Origin of the sequence: Psychromonas sp. Urea-02u-13 (assembly GCF_002835995.1) — a bacterium.
Lineage (GTDB): Bacteria > Pseudomonadota > Gammaproteobacteria > Enterobacterales > Psychromonadaceae > Psychromonas.
On sequence record NZ_PJBZ01000080.1, the window covers coordinates 14,711 to 33,971 of the forward strand.

Genomic DNA, 19,261 nt, shown 5'->3' on the forward strand with positions numbered 1-19,261 from the left:
ATAGGCACTACATCCGGCGACCTTTACTGCGCGCCTCCGATGCTAACCGTTAATTTCCAATAAACCATTTTTGGAAAAGGTTATGGTAGTATCGGCAGTGTTGAGTATAAAAATGAATTTAAGGAGAACAGTAAATGAAAACAATGTGGCAGATAATTGGGTCCGGCGCTATCGGCTGTTTATGGGCGGCTAACCTACTTAAATCCGGTCAACAAGTACACCTTGTAAGGCGAAAAAAAAAGACACTGCAAACACTCACATACCAAGATTTATCAGGTCATCGCGTTTCGTTACCCTGCTCTCATTCAACACAATTAACCGATTCAATCTCGCCTATTTTGGTTTGTGTTAAGGCGCCACAAGTGACACAAGCGTTACTCGCGCAACGTGCTAATATCGCCGTGAATCAAGTCATTATTTTGATGCATAACGGCATGGGAACCGCTGAGCAGGTAGCTGAAATATTCCCTAAAAATCCTATTATTTGCGCGACAACAGCCAATGCCTGTTTACTAAAAAGCCCGTCAGACATTCAACAAACAGGTTTAGGCATCTCTTATTTAGGCCCGTTTAATGCACAGGCAAAAAGCTACGCGCATTTAGCAACGTCCCTCAATAAAGCCCTGGATAATACCCATTGGCATGACAGCATTGAGCAAAAACTGTGGCTTAAACTGTTAATTAATATCGCTATCAATCCGCTTACTGCAATTTTTCAAATAAAAAATGGTGTGCTTGCTGAGCAGGATTATCAACTCAAAATAGAGAAGATAATCAATGAAGTGATGCCCGTGTTAGGCGTGATGGGCTTAGCGTTTAACCAAGATGAATTATTAAGCACCATTAATGGGGTTATTAATGCCACCGCTGAAAATTATTCATCAATGAATCGCGACATCCATTTTAAACGCCACACTGAGAATGAATATATTAGTGGATATCTATTAAAAAAGGCGTCACAACATCACATTGAAACGCCTTTCATTCAATCTCTTTATGAGAAAATTACAGTGTTGGATAATCGCTAACAAGCTCTGTTAAATACTGAGAAATTTTGTCATTAATACGGTCTTGTAAACGCGGTATTAATAAGTCTTCTTGTTTAGCTGAAACCTTCACTGGCCAACGTTTACGACTAATAACCTGATCGTTTTCTGAAATTGACAATTCATAGCTACCGCGTAACCAATACCAACCATTAATTAATGCGGGCTCAGTCAGGTCTGCTTGAGCGGCCACTACGATGTTAGCGCTTGCAACAACCTTGACACCTAATCTTGATAAACCAGACTGCACACTTTTAGTGTGTCTCGCGCTGTCAATATCAACAGACACTTCCATCGTTGCTAATTTTTTAGCAATCAAGCGTTCAATTTTTCGTGTTGAGATTTCGGTTGGCACACCCGATACACTCACTTGTTTAAGTTGCAGGTTAGACATATGACGCGCCATCTGTTCATCACGCGCCTCACGTAACGCATTTAATGATGAAATGCTATTAGGCGCAGTGTTCACACTAAAATCAATCAAGTCAGACGTGGACTCATCAAGCTCCATAATAGATTCATTTAAGCTCATCGCTGCTTTGCGTTTTTCAAGTACCGCTAACGCGTAATATTCACCTGATGGGCTTAACCAGCTGTCTTTGATGATGACCCCACTCATCGCTTGGTCCGTTTCTGTCTGAATACTGCGCTGCAATGACGTTGAGCTTTCCATCGTCACCCCTAATGCGCTTTCTTCTTTTGTCGCTTGAGTGAGTGTATTGGTTTCTGCACGCACATTGACATAAAAAATTTCCGCGAGGTTAGCTTTGGCATTCTTCCCCGCTCGATCAAGCTTTGACGCTTGACCCACCGCCGTTAAATAATCGTTGCTCGGGTAAACTGCTTTGGCATTATCTATCCACTCTGGTCGCTTCTCTTCATGGCTTGTTGACGTACAAGCAGCAATCAATAAACAGCTAATAATAGATAATATAAGACGAATATTTTTCATAAAGACCTCTTTGATGCGTAAGTATTGTTATCGAGTAATGCTAGCGTATCAACACGATGATTTTCTGTGAACATGAAACATGTTTGTTAGTGGTTATATTTATTGTTATCGTTATTGAGCATAGTGGAAAACAGGTGTGTCTAAACTCGATATTAATAACAAATTCTTCGAACCCACTTTAAGCGCAACCTTTTGTTGCACTGCGTTAATACTATCAATTTTAAGTTCAGTATCTTTCGTTTCTAAATACGAAACTTGAATGTTAGATGGCAACATATTCCAACTGCGTAAGTCGGCAATCTCAGTTAATGCGGTCACTAAGTTGGCTAAGGTACCAAACAAAGAATCTTTTTTATCCGCTTGTGCAACCAGTTCATATTTTGCGATGGCACGGGCCGTGGTTAATAACAAAATAGAAGGATACTCTGCCGATAAATCTTCACGTACCAATACTTCTACATTTTCAATCAACTCAGTCTTAAATTGTTGCGTCGCATCGGACAACTTAGCATGTGTGATACGGTAATTCATGTTTGGGTAAGCAGGCATCGCAATGCGAATTAACTGCTCGCCATTACCACTTGGCACCATAATCGAATTTTGTTTTTTATTACTCACAACACCATCAAAATACAGTGAAAACACTTGGTTATTATTGTTTTTTATTGGCGTAGGAAAACCACTATAGCGTTTTTTATAGCGACTATACTGGCCATTTTTGTCTACCGCATAACTCATGCGTAATAATGACTTTTTTAAGCTCTTCGGTATCGCTAATTTTCGTTGCGTCAGCAGTTCTTCGGCATGTTTGTAACTAATTAGCGCGTTGGATTGCTCATCCAAGAGTTCGTAAATGATGCCCGCCAACAAGTGACTACTTGCCAACTGCCCTTCGAGTGATTTTTTACTGGCCAATTTTCGCATTGATATATCAGCTTGTAACATTTCAACACGCGCGCCATCGATATCGTCATTAAACAGATAACTCAGCGCAAGTATATTGTGCACCATCACTCGGTCAGTCGGATAACCGCTATAACTGCGCAAGGTTTCGTTGACTGTGCCAGCGGCTGCATTTTCGCTGATCGAGGTAGCGGTCAATACTGCCATCTCTTTTTTAGCTTGGGTAAGTGTTTCTATCGAACCGGGGAAATCGCCAGATAACAGTTGTAATAAACCGACATTGAGATGAAATTGCGCATAATCGCGCTCAGGAGGCTCAGTCAATTGTAACTGTTCAAGGACATGTAGGGGATTTTGTAGCTGTAGTTGGTTTGCTAGTTTGTTGGTTTCACGTTGCTGACCTGCACAGGCACTGAGTAAAACAATAAGAAAAACAGTTATAATTTTTTTCATGAATGGCCGTTATAAAAAGAACAAGAAAAAAGCGTTTAGATCATTAACTCTACCTTAGTGATTAAATATTCCGCTGTAAAAATGAGTCACTTTCAAGCAAAAGTTGAAAGGGTTATTACCTTCAACTTTCAACACTGAAATGACTGATTTAAACCCGTTAATATAATCACCTTTTTAGACTAAATGGTATGCTTAACGCCTCAATTCAATCATTATTATTCACGTAATTTACTATTTTTAATCAGCTTTTTAATTTTCTTCTGGCCAACCCATACTTTACGATTATCTTTAATGCTAATCAGTTCAAGGTTTACTTGGTAGAAACGTACCTGTGTAGTGCCATCAACATCAATAATGGTATTGATTTGACCCTGCATCATGTAATCAGCGCCGTATTCTTGGCCCATCTCTTTACGTGTTTCTTCCGTCGCATTTAAGTCTTGGTCGCCACGTTCTTCACGAATTTCATCACGTGCACCTGATGCAGCAACAAATTGAACTTCGCCAGAGTTGATCAGTTCACGTTCCATGTCTGCAATAAAGGTATTGGTGTTGATATGCTCGTGGCTTAGGTTACGTATTTTACCGACGATAACCGCTGGGTCTTTGCCTTCGGCTTTAACAAACTTACCAATCCAAGCACGAGAAAGAGAATCTTCAACCATTTCACGCGCAACCAATTGTGAATCAGTGTCGTTCCAAGCACCACTTAAATCCACTTCTTTTTGTGAATCTAAACGCTCAACAGACGTTGAACAAGCACTCAGGAATAATGTTGCAAAGGCGATAAATAGCATGTTTTTTTTGATGTTCATGTAAAACTCCAAGTTAGATAGAAACGATTTTACCCAGCGGTTGTCCGCCAAGTAAGTGTAGGTGAATATGGTAGACTTCTTGCCCGCCATCTCGATTACAATTCATAATCAAACGGTAGCCTGACTCAGCAATGCCTTCTTGCTTAGCCAACATTTTTGCTGCCGTATAGAGTTTCCCTACTAAGACTTCGTCCTCGACTTCAATATCGTTTGCCGTCGCAATTAATTTATTAGGAATAATCAATATATGTGTTTTAGCTTGTGGTGAAATATCACGAAAAGCGGTGACATAATCATCTTGATAAAGCATATCCGATGGGATCTCTTTATTGATTATTTTTCTAAATATGGTTTCTTCTGGCATCTTTTTTCCTTTATTACGTCAAGCAAGTGAACTGTTTGATTATATTATCAGTGCGTAGGTAAACCAGCGGTTTAACCTACATCAAGTTAATACTCACTACAGCTCAGCAATCGCGCCTTTACCTACACCTTCGTAAGCATAAACAGTCACTTTGTCACTGCCAACACGCTTTTTAGTTTGCTCACAAATAAAGTCAGCAAGCTCTTCAACCGTGGTGTCCCTTGGTAATACTTCACAACGGTGTGCAGGCATTAATAACTCAAAATACCCCTGTGGCGCATGGTAGGCACTGCATAGTTTTTCAACGTCATTAGCTTTAACAATAAAAGAAAGATCACCCTTCTTGATAATATCGTCTTGGCTAACTAAATAAATGTCTTTCCAACGGTTTGCCCAATCTTGCACAAGGTGATTGTTAAACTCACCGTTTACAAAGATATCAAGTTTAGAACGATGCCCATGGGCAATACGTTGGCAATTACCATCATGTTTTTTAAGACCATGTGTATAGTGGTAAAACGGTGTTTCAATTTTTTCGCTACGTAATTTAATTTCCAACTCACCGACATTCTCAGGCAGTTGTAATAAAATAATATGCTCTAAATAGGTTTCAATCACTTCAATAGAAACGTCTTCACTTTCTAATAAACAGTAAGCTTCGCTTGGACATTTTAATTGAATATAGCTGTTATCATTCAGTTTATAGTCAACCTGTGTACGTTGTGGTTCCATGGTTACAGAACATCTTGCTGACGCATGCGGCACGATCAGTTTATGATCCACCTCTGCATCTATAATCGCTTTAATCTGTTTTTTAACTAATGAGAAGTCTAAAATCATAGACTGCTCATTAAGCATGCCCGTTAAGGTGACATCTACGATATAACTTTCGCCAACAAACCCACGTTGGGCATCTAAATATGTCGCATCAATGACCGTTAAGTCGCGTACAAATAATTTCATTTAATAATCCTATAAAAACACGGCTATTTAAAACGGCGCTTCGCCATTATCGTCTTCGTCTGACGCAGAGACACCCGTTGCATCACGTTTTAATTGCTCGCGAAGGTTAGGCGGAATGCCTTTAATCGTTAACGTATCACTGTCTGCGTCATATTGGATACTTTCGCCAAGATGCTTTTGATCAAAACTAATACTCACACCACCGCCTGAACCCACATATTTTGTTAATTTACGCATCACACTGCGATCTGCGGGAAAATTTTCTTCTAATTGGTAATCTTGACTGACAAAATCATAAAAACTACCTTCAAGTTTTGGTGATTCTTGTAATTGCTCAGACAGCGTTGATAATGCGATATCTTCGCCCTGCTTTAACTGCTCTTTGCAGTAATCAAAAGCCACTTCACGGACTTCTTGTTTTTGTGCAATAGGTAACGCTTCTTTTTCACAAAACTCTTCTACCGCTTTCATCAGCACTTGATTTTGAACTTTAGCATCAAAACCTTCCTGTGCGCCCATAAAATCTAAAAAGAAATCAGAGACTTGGCGACCAACTCGTCCTTTAATAAACGATAAGTAGCGGTTTGATTCAGGAGAGCGGGCTAATAATGTTAAATCAATGCGTGTCACTAGTTGAATTTTACTGGTTTCAAGATGCTGACTGGTGGTTAATTCTAGGTTTTCATTCACACTCACTGATTCATTATTTTGAAGCAATGCAATTAATAGATAGTCGCTGGCTGTCCAGCTGTATTTACTGATTAACAAAATGCCCTGTTCAGCAAAGTCTTGTTTTAATAATTCTGCTAATAAACAATCAACCGCGGTTTGTGAAAAGCTCACAAAATCTAAATCGCCAGCCATTTGCTGTTCTAATGCACGTTGAAAAACCTGTGGTTTATCTGAGTCAGTCGGAAAAGAAGCAAACGCTTTATTGGTTTTGCTTTGGTAAGTGCTGTGTATTTTTGTTAAAAACTGTTCAATAGAAGGTGAAATAGGCAGTTCACCCTCACGTTTTGTACACTGTAACGTGCCTTCAGAGCTGTAGTTTAGCGAGTGTAAGATAACATTCGTTGCAGAGATATTCATAAATAGCGCCTAAATTTTAAAGAGAAAAGTGATTATGCCACCAAAGCACGATACAGAAAATCAGTTTTATAAATAAAAACCCGCAGCCTAAGATTGGTATCTTTTGTTGAGTGAGGTATTATATCTTTCTTTAAACTCAATATAGACGAATGCTAATGCCAATTATCTCTAAATACTCAAACGAAAAAATCGAAAAAATCCTAGATGAAGTCATGGAAGTACTTCATAAAAATGACGTGTCAGTGGATTTGAGCCTCATGGTATTAGGTAATAGCTTAACGCACATTATCAATAGCCAAGTGCCTGTCAATAAGCGTAAAGCGATTGGCGAGAAATTTGTAAAAGCATTTAGTGCTTCTATCAACACAAAAGAAAAATAATCACTATGGTTGAAACTGGTCACAAATTCCACGATAACGTCTCCCGGTTAGTTAACTGGGCGCATTGGTTTACTTTTTTCAACCTGATACTGGTTTCTTTGATCAGCCTGCGTTATATAAGATACGCAGGTTTATCAGATTCAGGCCTGGGTATTGCGTATCAATTTACCAGCTTAATCGGCCATTTTAGTTTTGTCTCCGCCGTGGTGTTTGGGCTAGTGCTCTTCCCGCTCGCGTTTATTATTCCCCTGCAGCGTTTATATCGATTTCTTGCTATCAGCATTAGTACCCTTGCGGTCACTTTTTTGATTGTTGATACGCAGATATTTAGGCTCTATGATTTTCATCTTAATCCGCTTATTTGGCAGTTTTTACAACAGCCTGAGCAGGTTGAGCAAATTTATTCAATCAATTTACATTACATCTCTATTCCTATCATCTTTGCGATTGAATTTGCCATCTCTTTCTTCGTATGGCGTAAAGGTCGACAGTTACAAGCAAAAGCCATTGGTAAACCGATTGCCATTTTCTTAATGATTGCTTTTGTCATTACTCATCTCGCTTATATTTGGGCAGATGCTAAACAGTACCGCCCTATCACCCAGCAAAAATCGTTGTACCCACTTTCATACCCGATGACCGCACGTACATTTTTGACTAAACAGGGTTGGTTAACTGAAGAAAAATTTGAGCACCGCATTGCCAGACAGCACGGTGATAACAACGGTTCGTTGGATTACCCAAAACAGCCTCTAACGTATATCGACAACGATAAAAGAGCGCCGAATAAAAACATATTATTGATCGCGATTGAATCGTTACGAGCTGATGTACTCACTAAAGAAAATATGCCCTTTACCTATTCATTGACGCAGCAAGGCTTGAATTACACCCAACATTTCAGTGGTGCAAGCAATCAAGCACAGGGTATCTATAGCTTATTTTACGCTTTACCAAATCGTTACTGGCCTGAAATAACGCTTAACTACGTACCACCTGTGTTGATGGATCGTTTAGAAGAGCAAGATTACCAGTTTGGTTTGTTTTCTAGTATTGGTTTTGTGCACCCTGAATTTTTACAGAGTAGTTTTAGTGGCATAGATGCTTCACTGCTTAAACGTGACGCGCATTCAGGTAACAACAGCGAAATAACCCAAGGTTGGTTACAGTGGTTAGGCGCAAAAGATGAGCAAAAAAATTGGTTTAGTTTTATCTATTACCAGCAAGATGGTAATGCTCTCTCGCTCAACGAGAGTAACTTTAGCTTGGCACAACGCACTGAAAAAATGGCGTTATATCAGCAACAAGTCTTAACTATCGACCGTCAAATAAAACAGGTTGTCGATAAATTACAAGCTTCAAAAGCACTTGAAAATACCATTGTGATTATCACCGGTAGTAATGGTGCCTCGTTTGAGCAAGCATCATCAGCGCAGGCGGCTATCAATAATGCGCACGTGCCTTTAATTGTTTTATGGCCGGGCGAAAATAGCCGTACCATCACACGTATGACCAGCCACGCAGATATCGTTCCAACACTGATGGAAGGTGCACTGGGTATTAAAGACACCGCGAAAGAGTACAGTGACGGGCAAAGTTTATTTGATAATAACCCAAGACCTTATCTACTTTCTGGCGACCTTAAAAAGTATGTTATTTACGAAAAAGATAAAATAACCCAGTTTAATAATGACGGGCAAATATCCAGTATTAACTGGCAAGGTATTACACTCGATGAGGATCAGTTTGATATCACGCTGCTCATTGATGTCTTGTCAAAACTGCGTCGTTTCAATAACTAATTTGTAAAAGTGTTAGCTCTAACCCACTTATTTAAAAAGCTTTGTTTTAAAACAGGTTATTTATCCATCATTAATGATATGTTGGATTTGTTTAGTAAATAAGGTTCAAAGTACAAGCAGAACAGCGCTAAAAAAGTACGGATAACTAAACAAGTGGGTGCATATAACAGGGTCGTTATATGTTGATAAAACTACATAAAAGGAATGTGAAGATGAATTCAGTTTCATTTCACGCCACAACACAACTTGAAAACAAGTTAAGTGACATTTATGAAATTCTTTATAAAAAAGAAAGCAACATAGCCGGTAAAATTAATCGCTACGCAGACGTTCGACAATGCCATAACGCATACCAAGCATTGTTATTACATAGTGTACTGAATAGTTGCACCCTCGTAGGGTTGTTTTATTTGCTCTATTAACTTTCTTTTCAAAAATCCTACTTAACGTAGGATTTTTTTTGTCACCTGCTCTCTCTATTCAAACCGCTTCATTTACATTCTTCAGCTTACTTAATGGCCTAAACTTACATAAGAAAAATTGGCGCTAACAAGGCGTTTGATTGAGTAATACTTAGCTATTAGGGTTGAAAACAGCGACGTTATCATCGATTTCAATCCTCAAGGGAATCACTTTATTAACGAGGCAACAAAACTAGGTAGGTCTTCGGTTTTATAACAAGCATCATGGTGCTCAATATCATCTCTGTTTACTAGAATGGTGCGCATGCCTAGTTTTTTTGCAGTCGCAATATTGGACGGCTGATCATCGTAAAAAGCAGCGTCAGAAGCTTCAAAATCAAAGTGTTGGCAAATTTTATTAAAGGCATGTGGGTCAGGCTTCATTTTGTAACCGGTCAGCTCTACGCTAAAAATTCCATCAAAACAGTCATATAAATCAATATGCTTTAACACTCTTGTTGCATAAGGCAGTGGTGAGTTGGTAAATACATAACGTGATTTCTTAAATGCATGTAATGCGTCTTTAAGCTTGGTTGCTTTTTCGACATTATCTAACTCTACCTGGTGAGAAAATTCTGAAAATTTATTCAAATCGACACTGGGATAGTGCAATTGAATGCCTCTTATTGTGCCACCATAACGAAAATAATAGTCACTACAGAGCGTACTAGACGCTTCAAGCGAAATACCTAACTCATGGCTTATAAAGTTACGCATTCTGGGCCCTATTTGCTCTAAAATGGCATTTTTAGGATGGTATAAGGTATTATCAAGATCAAATAAATGGACATCACGCTCTAATAACGAATTCAAAAGGCAACCTCTTTGGTTATCGGTAAAGAGCGATATTATCACTGTTTCTCGTACAAGCTCAACACTTGAAAATAGCTTAGAAAATGCCTTATAGCGTTAATTAGCACAGTATAAAATCGATAGTTATTTATCTTCTAAGAACGCCCTATAGGGCAGTGGTTTATATGCCTGGTGGTACCGTTTTTAAAATGATTAAGGTGTGTTCAAAGATGCCCAAAGACCCAAAGTATTAACGGCTTAATTTTACACAACCAATATATGGCTATGCCAATCTACTTCCAGTCCCCCATTTAGATAGATGCTAAGCAAATAACAGAGTTAGCATATAAAGATAGAAAACAGCCCTCTAATAACAGGGTTAACTATTTTAGTTACTATTAATGCTTCACTCACGGCGACTTGAAGCTATTTTTCACTTCTAATAAATGGTTAAGCCCTCAACAACAGTGCTTACTTATAGTGTTTCGATTGCACTCATATGGTGCAAATTATTGATATCCACCGATTTAAAAACAAAAAACACCTAACAAAACAAACTAAGCAACTGAAATATAAAGATTTAAATTTAGTTTCTTAAAATACGACGTTTTGGTACATACTATGCTTTGTTTAGTAGAATGTTATCCGTCATTATCATAAGGAACTCAATGGACTCGATACTCATTATAATTTCTATCTCATTAGCGATCGCCAGCTTGTTAAATATCGTACTCACTAAATTCGCGATATCACATATCGTGGGTTACATCATCACCGGTACGATTATTAGTAATATTTTTGATTTTAATGGCAATGCAGACCTCACATCATTAGAGCTTATTGGTGAGTTTGGGATTGTCTTTTTAATGTTTACCATTGGTTTAGAGATGTCTTTTTCTAAACTAAAAAGACTCAGAAAAATTATATTTATTAATGGCTTTATACAGGTAACAGTCAGCGCGCTGATTATCTTTCTGATCGCATTTTACGCCATAAAGCTCGACATCACCTCTGCCATTATTATTGCACTCGCTTTTAGTTTGTCTTCAACAGCTATCGTTATCACCTATTTAAAAAAATCCAAAGATATTGTCACCCCTTATGGTGAAAAGTCAGTCGCGATTTTAATCTTCCAAGATTTAGCGGTGATCCCTATTTTATTGCTGATTGGTTTTTTAGCCAAAGAGGGATTATCGGTAGGTGACGTGTTATTAAAAACATCAGTTTATGCCAGCCTAGTGATCATATTTATGTTTACCCTCGGTAAGAAAATCATCGAATGGTTATTACATTTTTCTAGCAAAGCAAAAATGGAAGAACTGTTTCTAGGTTCGGTACTAACAATTGTACTGTGCGCATCACTGTTGGCGCATGAGATGGGATTTACCTACTCATTAGGCGCCTTTATTGCCGGTATGATCATTGCTGAAAGCCACTTTCATGTAAAAGTAGAGTCAGATATAGCCTCTTATAAAGACCTGTTGTTAGGTGCTTTTTTCTTCTCCATTGGTACCAAAATTGATGTTTACTATTTTCTAAGTAACTTATACCTAGTCTCTGGTGTGTTAATTTTAGCCATGCTGATAAAAGCCGTGGTTATCTATTGTTTAATAAGAAAAGAGTCGAGTAAAAGTGATGCTATTAAATCAGCGATTGCACTGTGTCAGGTAGGAGAGTTTTCTTTTGCTATTTTTGCACTGGCCAGCAGTGAAAACTTACTGTCTCAAGAATTAGGCAGTTTTCTTATCTTAGTGACCGTATTATCGATGATAATAACGCCCTTTATGGTCAACAATATTTATAAACTTGCCTCTCTCTTTGTCACTGAATTTTATCAAGCCGACAAAATATCCCCGGTTAAAATCAGCAAGCATACCGTTGTTTGTGGCTTTGATACTTTAGGTCAAATTGTTGCCAAAGAATTAAAAAATAAAGACTGTAACTTTATAATGATCTCAGATAATTTACAGCATGTTCTACTGGCTAAAAAACGAGAATATAAAGCCTATTTTGGCCATTTAGATAAACAGCCAGTATTAGAATCACTCAAAATAGAACACGCTTCTAGTATTATTTTAACCGTTAATTCCTTAAAAAATAAAAAAATAATCTGTGAATCCGTGCTCGATTATCATCCACAAGCAAACCTCATCGTTAAAATAAATACCCTTGATGAACAACAGGCGCTAGCACATCTTAATATTAAATCCTTTGTGCATGCACACCATGAAACTGCGACACTGTTAGTAAAACAAAGCGAATATTAGCGTCTCTTAACATAATTCTGATGCACGTTTAGGGCTGCTGCTGTGGTTAAGTAATTTTGGCCACTAAGTTAGTGTTAAATCATTTTTTTCTGTCTCGCTTTGCCCCGAAGCACCACAGAAAGCTATAAAGGTGTGGCTAATATTACTCAGTCACACCTTGTCTAAATCTATACAACATGAATGGACTGAAACATAAACAACACATTATGTAATTGTTTGCGACGATTACTCAATAAAATTCATTCTATCGACTCAGCTCTCCTTTTATAAGATGTTTAATAAATATACTCGCATTCAATTAAGCATTAAAAAATGCCATATTCATAAGCCAGAGACTCATCAATTTTTTGAATAACTCTGAGTGGTGATAATCAATCCTGAAAAATTAGCTATTGATTATCAGTTGAATTTCTTATGAATTAAAATAATTAGATAAACAAAAAATAGCTTGTTCATGTTCTAAAAAAGTAAGTAAACGCTCACAATCATTTTCCGTCCAATTTACCCTGGTACTAAATATGAAACAGATCGAATTTAGAAAAATAGATGCCCTAATGATAAAACTAAGCCTAAATGGTAAATTTTTCGTACTTTGCACACTGGTAACAATCATTACCACGGCAGTAGCAATGGTAAATTTAAATGCAGTAAAACAGCAAACCACAAATAGCTCCCAAGAAAGAGCGCAGTCGATGGTTGATACCTTTGCAAAAGTTGCATTACAACAGGAGCTAACAGGGGAAGCACTATCACAATTTTCCAAGCAACAAGGACTACAGCTGAGTCAGCAATTAACATCCTCTTCTCAAGGCCAAGTGCTCACCGTTTCATCAGCCGTTGGTAATCAATATCTACAATGGAGTCACGATGTTAGCCAGTGGGAAAAACCCGCATTAGATAAGGCCTATATAATGTTATGGGTTGCTTTATTGGGTTTATTACCTCTTTTCCAATTAAGCTACTGGACATCAACCTCGCTTGGTGGAGGATTATGGGACATGCATTCAGCAATCAAACGCTTAGCTGATGGTGACTTGTCACAACGCTTAAATTTTTTTGGAGTCGACGATTTTAGCCTGATTGCAACCGAAATCGATCGTAGTGCCGATAATATGAGTGAGATGGTTATCGCTATCGGAAAAAATGCAACCACCCTTTCACAAGCCGCTGACGAATTTAATCAACAAGCCCTACAAAGTGAAGAGCTGATTAATCTTCAGCATCAATTTTTAGATACTGCCACTGTTGCGATGGAGCAGATGACAGCTGCAATTGAAGATGTATCACGTAATGCGGCCGAAACATCAGGGCAAACAAAAAACAACTCCAATCAGGCAGAATCCAGTAAGCAGCAGATTTCAGAGACGGTTGTCAATATCACATGCTTAGTCGAAAAAATACATTCAGTTTCTGAATCTGTCGCACAACTATCACATAACACAGTCGCAATTGATGCTGTTGTTACCACTATAAACTCTATTTCAGAGCAGACAAATCTACTCGCATTAAATGCGGCAATTGAGGCGGCTCGCGCTGGTGAGCAAGGTAGAGGTTTTGCTGTAGTGGCAGATGAAGTAAGGACACTAGCGGGTCGCACTCAAAAAGCAACCGTAGAAATAAAATCCATGATTGAAGATTTACAATCAGACTCAAACATACTTTCTAGTGTCACCAATGAAATAGTCAATGATGTAGACCAAGGCCGTAGCGCTATTATTTCAGTGGGTGATGATGTTGACACAATGGCTAACTCAACTAACAATGTCTTTGATATGAGTTCTAAAATTGCAGCATCTGCTGAACAGCAAAGTGTCACAGCGCGAGATATCACCATACAACTCAACGATATTCGCACTCAATCACAACCTATCAAACAAGCGGCACAACGCTCATTAGTATTAGCCTCTGACCTAAGCCAATCATCAATGGCACTTGAAGGAATCTTAAAAGAATACCAACTGAGTTAACATTATAGATAAAAGCAAGTCCCTCCCGCTACGGTCTAAACCAGTTGTTTATGATAATACTAATGGGGTCGTACTAATGAGTCGCGTCTTGCCTTTTACCTTTCTTAAGTTGAAATGGGCTAATACCAACAGATTAATGGATAAAAATCCCTAAGCAGCTATGTGCCCCAACACGCCTTAGAGGTTTATAAAACGGTGGCCAATTTTACTTAGCCACAACTGCGCTTCATGATCTATTGACTGTTCGTCGTCAATCTTGACTCGGCGTATGAGTCGCGCACATAAATAGTCAGCGATAATGAGCCACTCAGTAAATAATATAGAAAAATAACAGTTCAAAATAACAGTGTAGAACAGAACAGACTGCCCTTGCTGTTAAGGTCAGTCTTAACACGTGGCTTCCCTCAAAGCATCACTGCTTTTTTCATTCCAGTTAATTCCTTTTTACTCTCAGCAGTTCCAAAATAGAAATAACTATTTCCATTAATTTCACTAACAGAAATCATAGAGATTCACTTAGAATAAAACACACACATTAAATAGGGATTAAAAGACATGACTCAGAAACGCCTCTACAACATCATTACTGACAGCCATTTATCAGCAAAACAAAAGTCGCACTATTTAGCCTTAGAGGCCGAAGCAAGCCTTCCCTATCTGGATATCAATACTAAAGCGCAACAAGCGCTCGATGCGGGTATTCTGTGTGATATGTTTGAGGGGCATGCGCCCTTCAAACCACGTTATGTTTTACCTGATTATGCAAAGTTTTTAGCACAAGGCTCTGAATACCTTGAATTAAATGCGGCAACAAACTTTGATGAAGCATTAAATTTACTGACTATTTTATACAATCATGTGCCTTCTGTTACTTCAATCCCCGTTTATCTTGGTCATCTCGATAGTGCACTAATGCCCTACATTGCTGACCTTAATGAGCAACAGATCTATCAAAAAATAAAGCTCTTTTGGATCATGTTAGATCGCACTCTACCCGATGCCTTTATGCACGTGAATATTGGCCCTGCGGATAATATTATTTGCCGTACTATTTTACGTGTTGATGCTGAGCTAAAACAGATAGCACCTAATTTAACCTTTATGTATGACCCACAAATCACGCCCGACACCCTACTTCGTCAAGCCACTAATAATATTTGTGCCTGTAGTAAACCACATATTGCAAACTACCCTATTCACGCGCAAGCTTATGATAATACGGGCTTTGGTATTGTAAGTTGTTATAACGCTTTACCGCTGGCTGGTGGGGCCAACACGCTAGTACGTATGAACCTCAAAGAAGTGGCCAAAAAAGCACAGGGTAAAAACGATTTTATCCTGTCAGTATTACCTGCATATTGCGCCATTATGTTTGATTTAATTGAAACACGCAGTGCGTTTTTGCATGAAGAATCACACTTTTTTGAAGGTTTTTTAACCACTGAAGGACTTATCGATGAAAGCAGATTTGCGCCTATGTTTGGTATCTTTGGTATGGCCGAAGCGGTCAATATTCTGATAGAAAAAGATAATGGTAAAGCTATTTATGGCCATGATGAATATGCGAATCAACTTGCATATGCGATTTCAGAACAACTTGCTAATATCGTGGAAAGCACCGAGGTAAAGTATGGTTACCATGGTAAAGCCTTATTGCATGCACAAGGCGGTATTAGTTTAGATAAAGACGTTACTCCCGGTGTCAGAATTCCTTATGGTACAGAACCCGATCCAGTGGCTTATGTGCAATCCACCGCCACTCATCATCAATATTATACTGCTGGAATCAGTGATATTTTAACCATTGACGAAACCGTTAAAGAAAATCCTTTAGCCATGTATAATTTAGCAAAAGGCGCGCTACAAGCGGGTTACCGAGAGTTTACTGCGAACGTGGCTTCCAATGATTTAGTCCGTGTGACGGGTTACATGGTTAAGCTCTCGGACATTGCTAAATTTGATACGCAAGGTTCACGTACTAATACAACGTTCTTAGGCGCAGAAGCGGCAAAAAACACAGGGATTCTAGATCGTAAACCCCGTGTTGCTGCGCTAGAAGTCAGCCCAACCTATGCCAATTAATAACAACTCATGATTCAATCAGATACGATTAATTTCGATAAAAAGGCAATGGTCAGTAAAGTACTGACTTTTTCCTGTGTCGACGGTCCGGGTAACCGCCTTGTGATTTTTTTACAAGGTTGCAACTTCGATTGTATTTCTTGCCATAATCCACAGACCATCAATCATTGTAACGATTGTGGTGACTGCGTTTCATCTTGTCCAACGGGTGCACTGACACTCGAAAAGGGTAAAGTGAAATGGCACAAATCACTGTGTAGCGAATGTGATAAATGCATTGAAGTCTGCCCCAATCACTCTACGCCAAAAATAACCACCACATCGGTTAGGCAGATGATTGAACTCGTAGATAAACACCATGCTTTTTTAAGTGGCATCACCCTATCTGGGGGCGAAGCCACATTGCAGTTAGGCTTTATCATCGAGTTCTTTAAAGCGGTTAAAGCATCTGCAAAGCTGTCTCACTTAAGCTGTTTTGTTGACAGTAATGGCAGTTTATCTGAGCAGGGTTGGGATAAACTATTACCTTATCTTGATGGCACCATGATCGACTTAAAAGCGTGGCTGGATACAACCCATTTATGGTTGGTCGGCAGAGGTAACCAACGGGTTATTGAAAGCATTAATAAACTCGCAAGTTTAGATAAACTTTATGAAGTACGCTTGCTTTATATTCCTAACAAAACCGATTTATTAACCGAAATAGATGCCCTTGCCACCTATTTGAATCAGTTACCCGCACAGGTAAATATCCGCATTAATGCCTTTCAGCATCACGGTGTGATCGGCGAAGGTTTAACGTGGGATAAATGTACAAAGGAACAGATGCGACAGTTCAGTGAGAAGTTAGTCGCACGCTTAGGGCGTAATGTGTTGTTACCCTCGGTATACCTGTAATCCATTTTTGATTAAAACCTGCTTTATAAGAACCTATTTTGTAGAGGCCTGGCGAGACCAATAAATGACTTAGCTATCCGGCTGTTTTAAGGCCTCTTTTATGTTATTAAATAACCAACTTAAAGCTTGGTCATTTCGTGCTAGTTTATTGAACACCATGCTATACGCAACTTGTCCGTAGTCAAAGGGTAATGGTTTTTCAATTAATCCCTGCGCCTGTTTGGCCACTTCAAACCACTTTTTAGAACAAGTAAATAAGAAATCAGATTGCTGGCAAATAGTGGCGGCACTGCCAAAGTCTGCAACAGAAATAACCGTCTCTCTCTCGTGATATTGTTGCTTAAGCAACTGCTCAAAATAGGGTTGATTAAGCTCTTTATCAAAAATACCAATATGCTTATACGCCAAATAATTTTCGATCGTTAATGTTTGCTTTGCTAATGGATGAGTTGAGCGCATAACACAAATCATTTCATCTTCTATCAGCGTTTCCCATACCAACTGTTTCTCGTTGCTCGGCGGCTGGCTTTTATCGTGGGGTAAAATAATGACATCCACTTGTCCACTCAACAAGGCATCAAAACCAAACTGCTCTTTAGAATGAATCTCTACCTGAGCATTTGGCGCCTGATGAGAGAGTATCTCGCTGATCGCGGGCGCAAAAATTTCAAAGGTACTTTCGCGCATTGATAAAGCAAATTTACCAGTGAACAGCTGTGCTTCAAATCCCGTTTGATGCAATAAGCCGTTCATATTGTTGATAATCATGTGCACCGTCGGCCCTACTTTTAGTGCATAAGGAGTGGGAACAAGCTGAGTGCCATCACGATAAAATAGTTCATCCTTTAATAAGCTACGCAGTTGCGACAGATTTTTACTCACACTCGATGAGCTCATACACAATATGCCCGCACTTTGAGTGACACTGTGAGTAGACAACATGACATGTAATACCGCGAGGTGTTTAAAGTTGATACGAGAGAGTTGAATGAGATCCATATCGGTCCAGTGTGCGCATTATTAAAATAGAGCCATATTGTAGAGCAATATGTGATTAAAAATAACAATGATAGCCCTTAGTTATTGATTATCTAAAGATAATCATCAGCCAATTCACTTTATTTCTCTGATCACTGAACTGGTCAGTAAAATCGTGGGCTAACAAAAAGTGACTCTTCTCGGTACTATTGAGCTTAATCAAACTGTGTTATCGTCGGATCCACTTAAATGCTCACAGGCTTATGATTAATGATGTCATTTGAACTATTTTTTTTGTTCTTCGCTGGTTTGTTTGGAGGCGCGCTTAACTCCATTGCAGGTGGTGGAAGCTTCATTACATTCCCTGCACTTATCTTTGTGGGTATACCGCCTATTATGGCAAATGCGACCAATACCTTTGCCTCATGTGCGGGTTATATGAGTGGTGCTTACGCATTTCGAAAAGAAATCGCTGAGCATAAAGGTGAACTGCCTCTTATCATACTGATTAGCTTAATCGGTGGAATTTCTGGCGCATGGTTATTGCTACAATCCGGCTTACTACTGAATAATGTATTTTGAAATGTTCTCCAATCACTTTCATTGTGTACCCTCCCGACTGATAAGCTTTAACAATCGCTTCATTGCGTGTTTTGGAGTGCGCCAAATATTCACTTAAACTCAATGGGGTGATACTACGTTGTTTGAAAGGTATTTCAGACATATCGCCTACAACCTGATCTTGCAATAATTGATGTTTTTCAACGAAAGCATCATCACCTAAAAAGATTTGATGTTGTAAATCATCCCAAATATTTTCATTCACTCCTTCTTCAATGAAGTGCACATATTCTATAATAGCAATAGACCGCTTTGTATCAAAATAACTTAACAGTGCATCCGTTGCTAACCAACTAGGCGGTTCTTGCTTTCCAACCATACAATGCCAACTACTCCACAACCAATCTTCAGGTGTAGCGACCTTGAAAAAGGTGACCAACTCTATGAGAGTTTCTATTGATAGATTGGGTAAAAACACCGTTTAATTGC

17 protein-coding genes and 1 pseudogene are annotated in these 19,261 nt (G+C 38.8%); 9 read left to right on the plus strand and 9 right to left on the minus strand.

The window, feature by feature from the left end:
• Positions 1–134 precede the first annotated feature (134 nt).
• Positions 135–1,028: a ketopantoate reductase family protein gene (locus tag CXF74_RS15800; protein ID WP_232772551.1), complete on the plus strand. Its 894-nt coding sequence runs from the start codon at positions 135–137 to the stop codon at positions 1,026–1,028.
• Here the strand turns inward: CXF74_RS15800 and CXF74_RS15805 are convergent.
• The 6 genes from CXF74_RS15805 to yejK form a co-directional block, all read right to left on the minus strand.
• On the minus strand, positions 1,006–1,998 hold the full coding sequence (locus CXF74_RS15805; protein WP_101083497.1) for an LPP20 family lipoprotein: 993 nt from the start codon (positions 1,996–1,998) through the stop codon (positions 1,006–1,008). The genes CXF74_RS15800 and CXF74_RS15805 overlap by 23 nt on opposite strands.
• Positions 1,999–2,109: 111 nt before the next feature.
• Entirely contained in the window at positions 2,110–3,354 is a 1,245-nt protein-coding gene (locus CXF74_RS15810; RefSeq protein ID WP_101083498.1) for a COG3014 family protein, read from the minus strand.
• A gap of 215 nt (positions 3,355–3,569) precedes the next feature.
• Entirely contained in the window at positions 3,570–4,169 is a 600-nt protein-coding gene (locus CXF74_RS15815; protein WP_101083499.1) for a penicillin-binding protein activator LpoB, read from the minus strand.
• 13 nt (positions 4,170–4,182) lie between these two features.
• Positions 4,183–4,533 (minus strand): HIT domain-containing protein, encoded by a 351-nt coding sequence (locus tag CXF74_RS15820; RefSeq protein ID WP_101083500.1) that lies wholly within the window; start codon positions 4,531–4,533, stop codon positions 4,183–4,185.
• Between the two features lie 96 nt (positions 4,534–4,629).
• Positions 4,630–5,496, minus strand: a complete 867-nt coding sequence (locus CXF74_RS15825; protein ID WP_101083501.1) for a 6-carboxytetrahydropterin synthase — start codon at positions 5,494–5,496, stop codon at positions 4,630–4,632.
• Between the two features lie 27 nt (positions 5,497–5,523).
• Positions 5,524–6,585 (minus strand): nucleoid-associated protein YejK, encoded by a 1,062-nt coding sequence (gene yejK / locus CXF74_RS15830; RefSeq protein ID WP_101083502.1) that lies wholly within the window; start codon positions 6,583–6,585, stop codon positions 5,524–5,526.
• Between the two features lie 155 nt (positions 6,586–6,740).
• On the opposite strand from yejK, the gene CXF74_RS15835 reads away from it, so the two are divergent.
• The 3 genes from CXF74_RS15835 to CXF74_RS15845 all read left to right on the plus strand — a co-directional run bounded on the left by CXF74_RS15835 (position 6,741) and on the right by CXF74_RS15845 (position 9,189).
• Positions 6,741–6,965, plus strand: coding sequence for a DUF1414 domain-containing protein (locus CXF74_RS15835; RefSeq protein WP_101083503.1), 225 nt, complete (start codon positions 6,741–6,743; stop codon positions 6,963–6,965).
• Between the two features lie 5 nt (positions 6,966–6,970).
• Entirely contained in the window at positions 6,971–8,767 is a 1,797-nt protein-coding gene (locus tag CXF74_RS15840) for a DUF3413 domain-containing protein (RefSeq protein ID WP_101083504.1), read from the plus strand.
• Between the two features lie 212 nt (positions 8,768–8,979).
• A complete protein-coding gene (locus tag CXF74_RS15845) occupies positions 8,980–9,189 on the plus strand; it encodes a hypothetical protein (protein ID WP_101083505.1) in 210 nt (69 codons plus the stop codon).
• A 207-nt stretch (positions 9,190–9,396) separates the two neighbouring features.
• Here the strand turns inward: CXF74_RS15845 and CXF74_RS15850 are convergent, their stop codons facing one another.
• Positions 9,397–10,041, minus strand: coding sequence for a pyrimidine 5'-nucleotidase (locus CXF74_RS15850; RefSeq protein ID WP_101083506.1), 645 nt, complete (start codon positions 10,039–10,041; stop codon positions 9,397–9,399).
• A 647-nt stretch (positions 10,042–10,688) separates the two neighbouring features.
• Between CXF74_RS15850 and CXF74_RS15855 the strand changes: the two genes are divergently transcribed.
• The 4 genes from CXF74_RS15855 to CXF74_RS15870 all read left to right on the plus strand — a co-directional run bounded on the left by CXF74_RS15855 (position 10,689) and on the right by CXF74_RS15870 (position 17,233).
• Complete coding sequence (locus CXF74_RS15855; RefSeq protein WP_101083507.1) at positions 10,689–12,287, plus strand: cation:proton antiporter domain-containing protein; 1,599 nt, start codon at positions 10,689–10,691, stop codon at positions 12,285–12,287.
• Between the two features lie 518 nt (positions 12,288–12,805).
• Entirely contained in the window at positions 12,806–14,254 is a 1,449-nt protein-coding gene (locus CXF74_RS15860; protein WP_101083508.1) for a methyl-accepting chemotaxis protein, read from the plus strand.
• Positions 14,255–14,809: 555 nt separating this feature from the next.
• Complete coding sequence (locus CXF74_RS15865; RefSeq protein WP_101083509.1) at positions 14,810–16,336, plus strand: YjjI family glycine radical enzyme; 1,527 nt, start codon at positions 14,810–14,812, stop codon at positions 16,334–16,336.
• Between the two features lie 9 nt (positions 16,337–16,345).
• Complete coding sequence (locus tag CXF74_RS15870; protein ID WP_101083510.1) at positions 16,346–17,233, plus strand: YjjW family glycine radical enzyme activase; 888 nt, start codon at positions 16,346–16,348, stop codon at positions 17,231–17,233.
• 69 nt (positions 17,234–17,302) lie between these two features.
• Here CXF74_RS15870 and CXF74_RS15875 read toward each other — a convergent pair whose 3' ends face one another.
• Positions 17,303–18,232, minus strand: coding sequence for a LysR family transcriptional regulator (locus tag CXF74_RS15875; RefSeq protein WP_101083511.1), 930 nt, complete (start codon positions 18,230–18,232; stop codon positions 17,303–17,305).
• Positions 18,233–18,484: 252 nt separating this feature from the next.
• Between CXF74_RS15875 and CXF74_RS15880 the strand changes: the two are divergent.
• Positions 18,485–18,760, plus strand: a pseudogene (locus CXF74_RS15880) (TSUP family transporter); the annotation flags it as partial.
• Here CXF74_RS15880 and CXF74_RS22010 read toward each other — a convergent pair.
• Positions 18,720–19,151: a hypothetical protein gene (locus CXF74_RS22010; RefSeq protein WP_157822430.1), complete on the minus strand. Its 432-nt coding sequence runs from the start codon at positions 19,149–19,151 to the stop codon at positions 18,720–18,722. The pseudogene CXF74_RS15880 and the gene CXF74_RS22010 sit on opposite strands and share 41 nt — an antisense overlap.
• Positions 19,152–19,261 lie beyond the last annotated feature (110 nt).

Bases quoted from the DNA above. Each gene is read 5' to 3' on its own strand.
- CXF74_RS15800 (WP_232772551.1), top strand. From the start codon at position 135: ATGAAAACAATGTGGCAGATAATTGGGTCCGGCGCTATCGGCTGTTTA.
- CXF74_RS15805 (WP_101083497.1), bottom strand. From the start codon at position 1,998: ATGAAAAATATTCGTCTTATATTATCTATTATTAGCTGTTTATTGATT.
- CXF74_RS15810 (WP_101083498.1), bottom strand. From the start codon at position 3,354: ATGAAAAAAATTATAACTGTTTTTCTTATTGTTTTACTCAGTGCCTGT.
- CXF74_RS15815 (WP_101083499.1), bottom strand. From the start codon at position 4,169: ATGAACATCAAAAAAAACATGCTATTTATCGCCTTTGCAACATTATTC.
- CXF74_RS15820 (WP_101083500.1), bottom strand. From the start codon at position 4,533: ATGCCAGAAGAAACCATATTTAGAAAAATAATCAATAAAGAGATCCCA.
- CXF74_RS15825 (WP_101083501.1), bottom strand. From the start codon at position 5,496: ATGAAATTATTTGTACGCGACTTAACGGTCATTGATGCGACATATTTA.
- yejK (WP_101083502.1), bottom strand. From the start codon at position 6,585: ATGAATATCTCTGCAACGAATGTTATCTTACACTCGCTAAACTACAGC.
- CXF74_RS15835 (WP_101083503.1), top strand. From the start codon at position 6,741: ATGCCAATTATCTCTAAATACTCAAACGAAAAAATCGAAAAAATCCTA.
- CXF74_RS15840 (WP_101083504.1), top strand. From the start codon at position 6,971: ATGGTTGAAACTGGTCACAAATTCCACGATAACGTCTCCCGGTTAGTT.
- CXF74_RS15845 (WP_101083505.1), top strand. From the start codon at position 8,980: ATGAATTCAGTTTCATTTCACGCCACAACACAACTTGAAAACAAGTTA.
- CXF74_RS15855 (WP_101083507.1), top strand. From the start codon at position 10,689: ATGGACTCGATACTCATTATAATTTCTATCTCATTAGCGATCGCCAGC.
- CXF74_RS15860 (WP_101083508.1), top strand. From the start codon at position 12,806: ATGAAACAGATCGAATTTAGAAAAATAGATGCCCTAATGATAAAACTA.
- CXF74_RS15865 (WP_101083509.1), top strand. From the start codon at position 14,810: ATGACTCAGAAACGCCTCTACAACATCATTACTGACAGCCATTTATCA.
- CXF74_RS15870 (WP_101083510.1), top strand. From the start codon at position 16,346: ATGATTCAATCAGATACGATTAATTTCGATAAAAAGGCAATGGTCAGT.
- CXF74_RS15875 (WP_101083511.1), bottom strand. From the start codon at position 18,232: ATGGATCTCATTCAACTCTCTCGTATCAACTTTAAACACCTCGCGGTA.
- CXF74_RS22010 (WP_157822430.1), bottom strand. From the start codon at position 19,151: ATGGTTGGAAAGCAAGAACCGCCTAGTTGGTTAGCAACGGATGCACTG.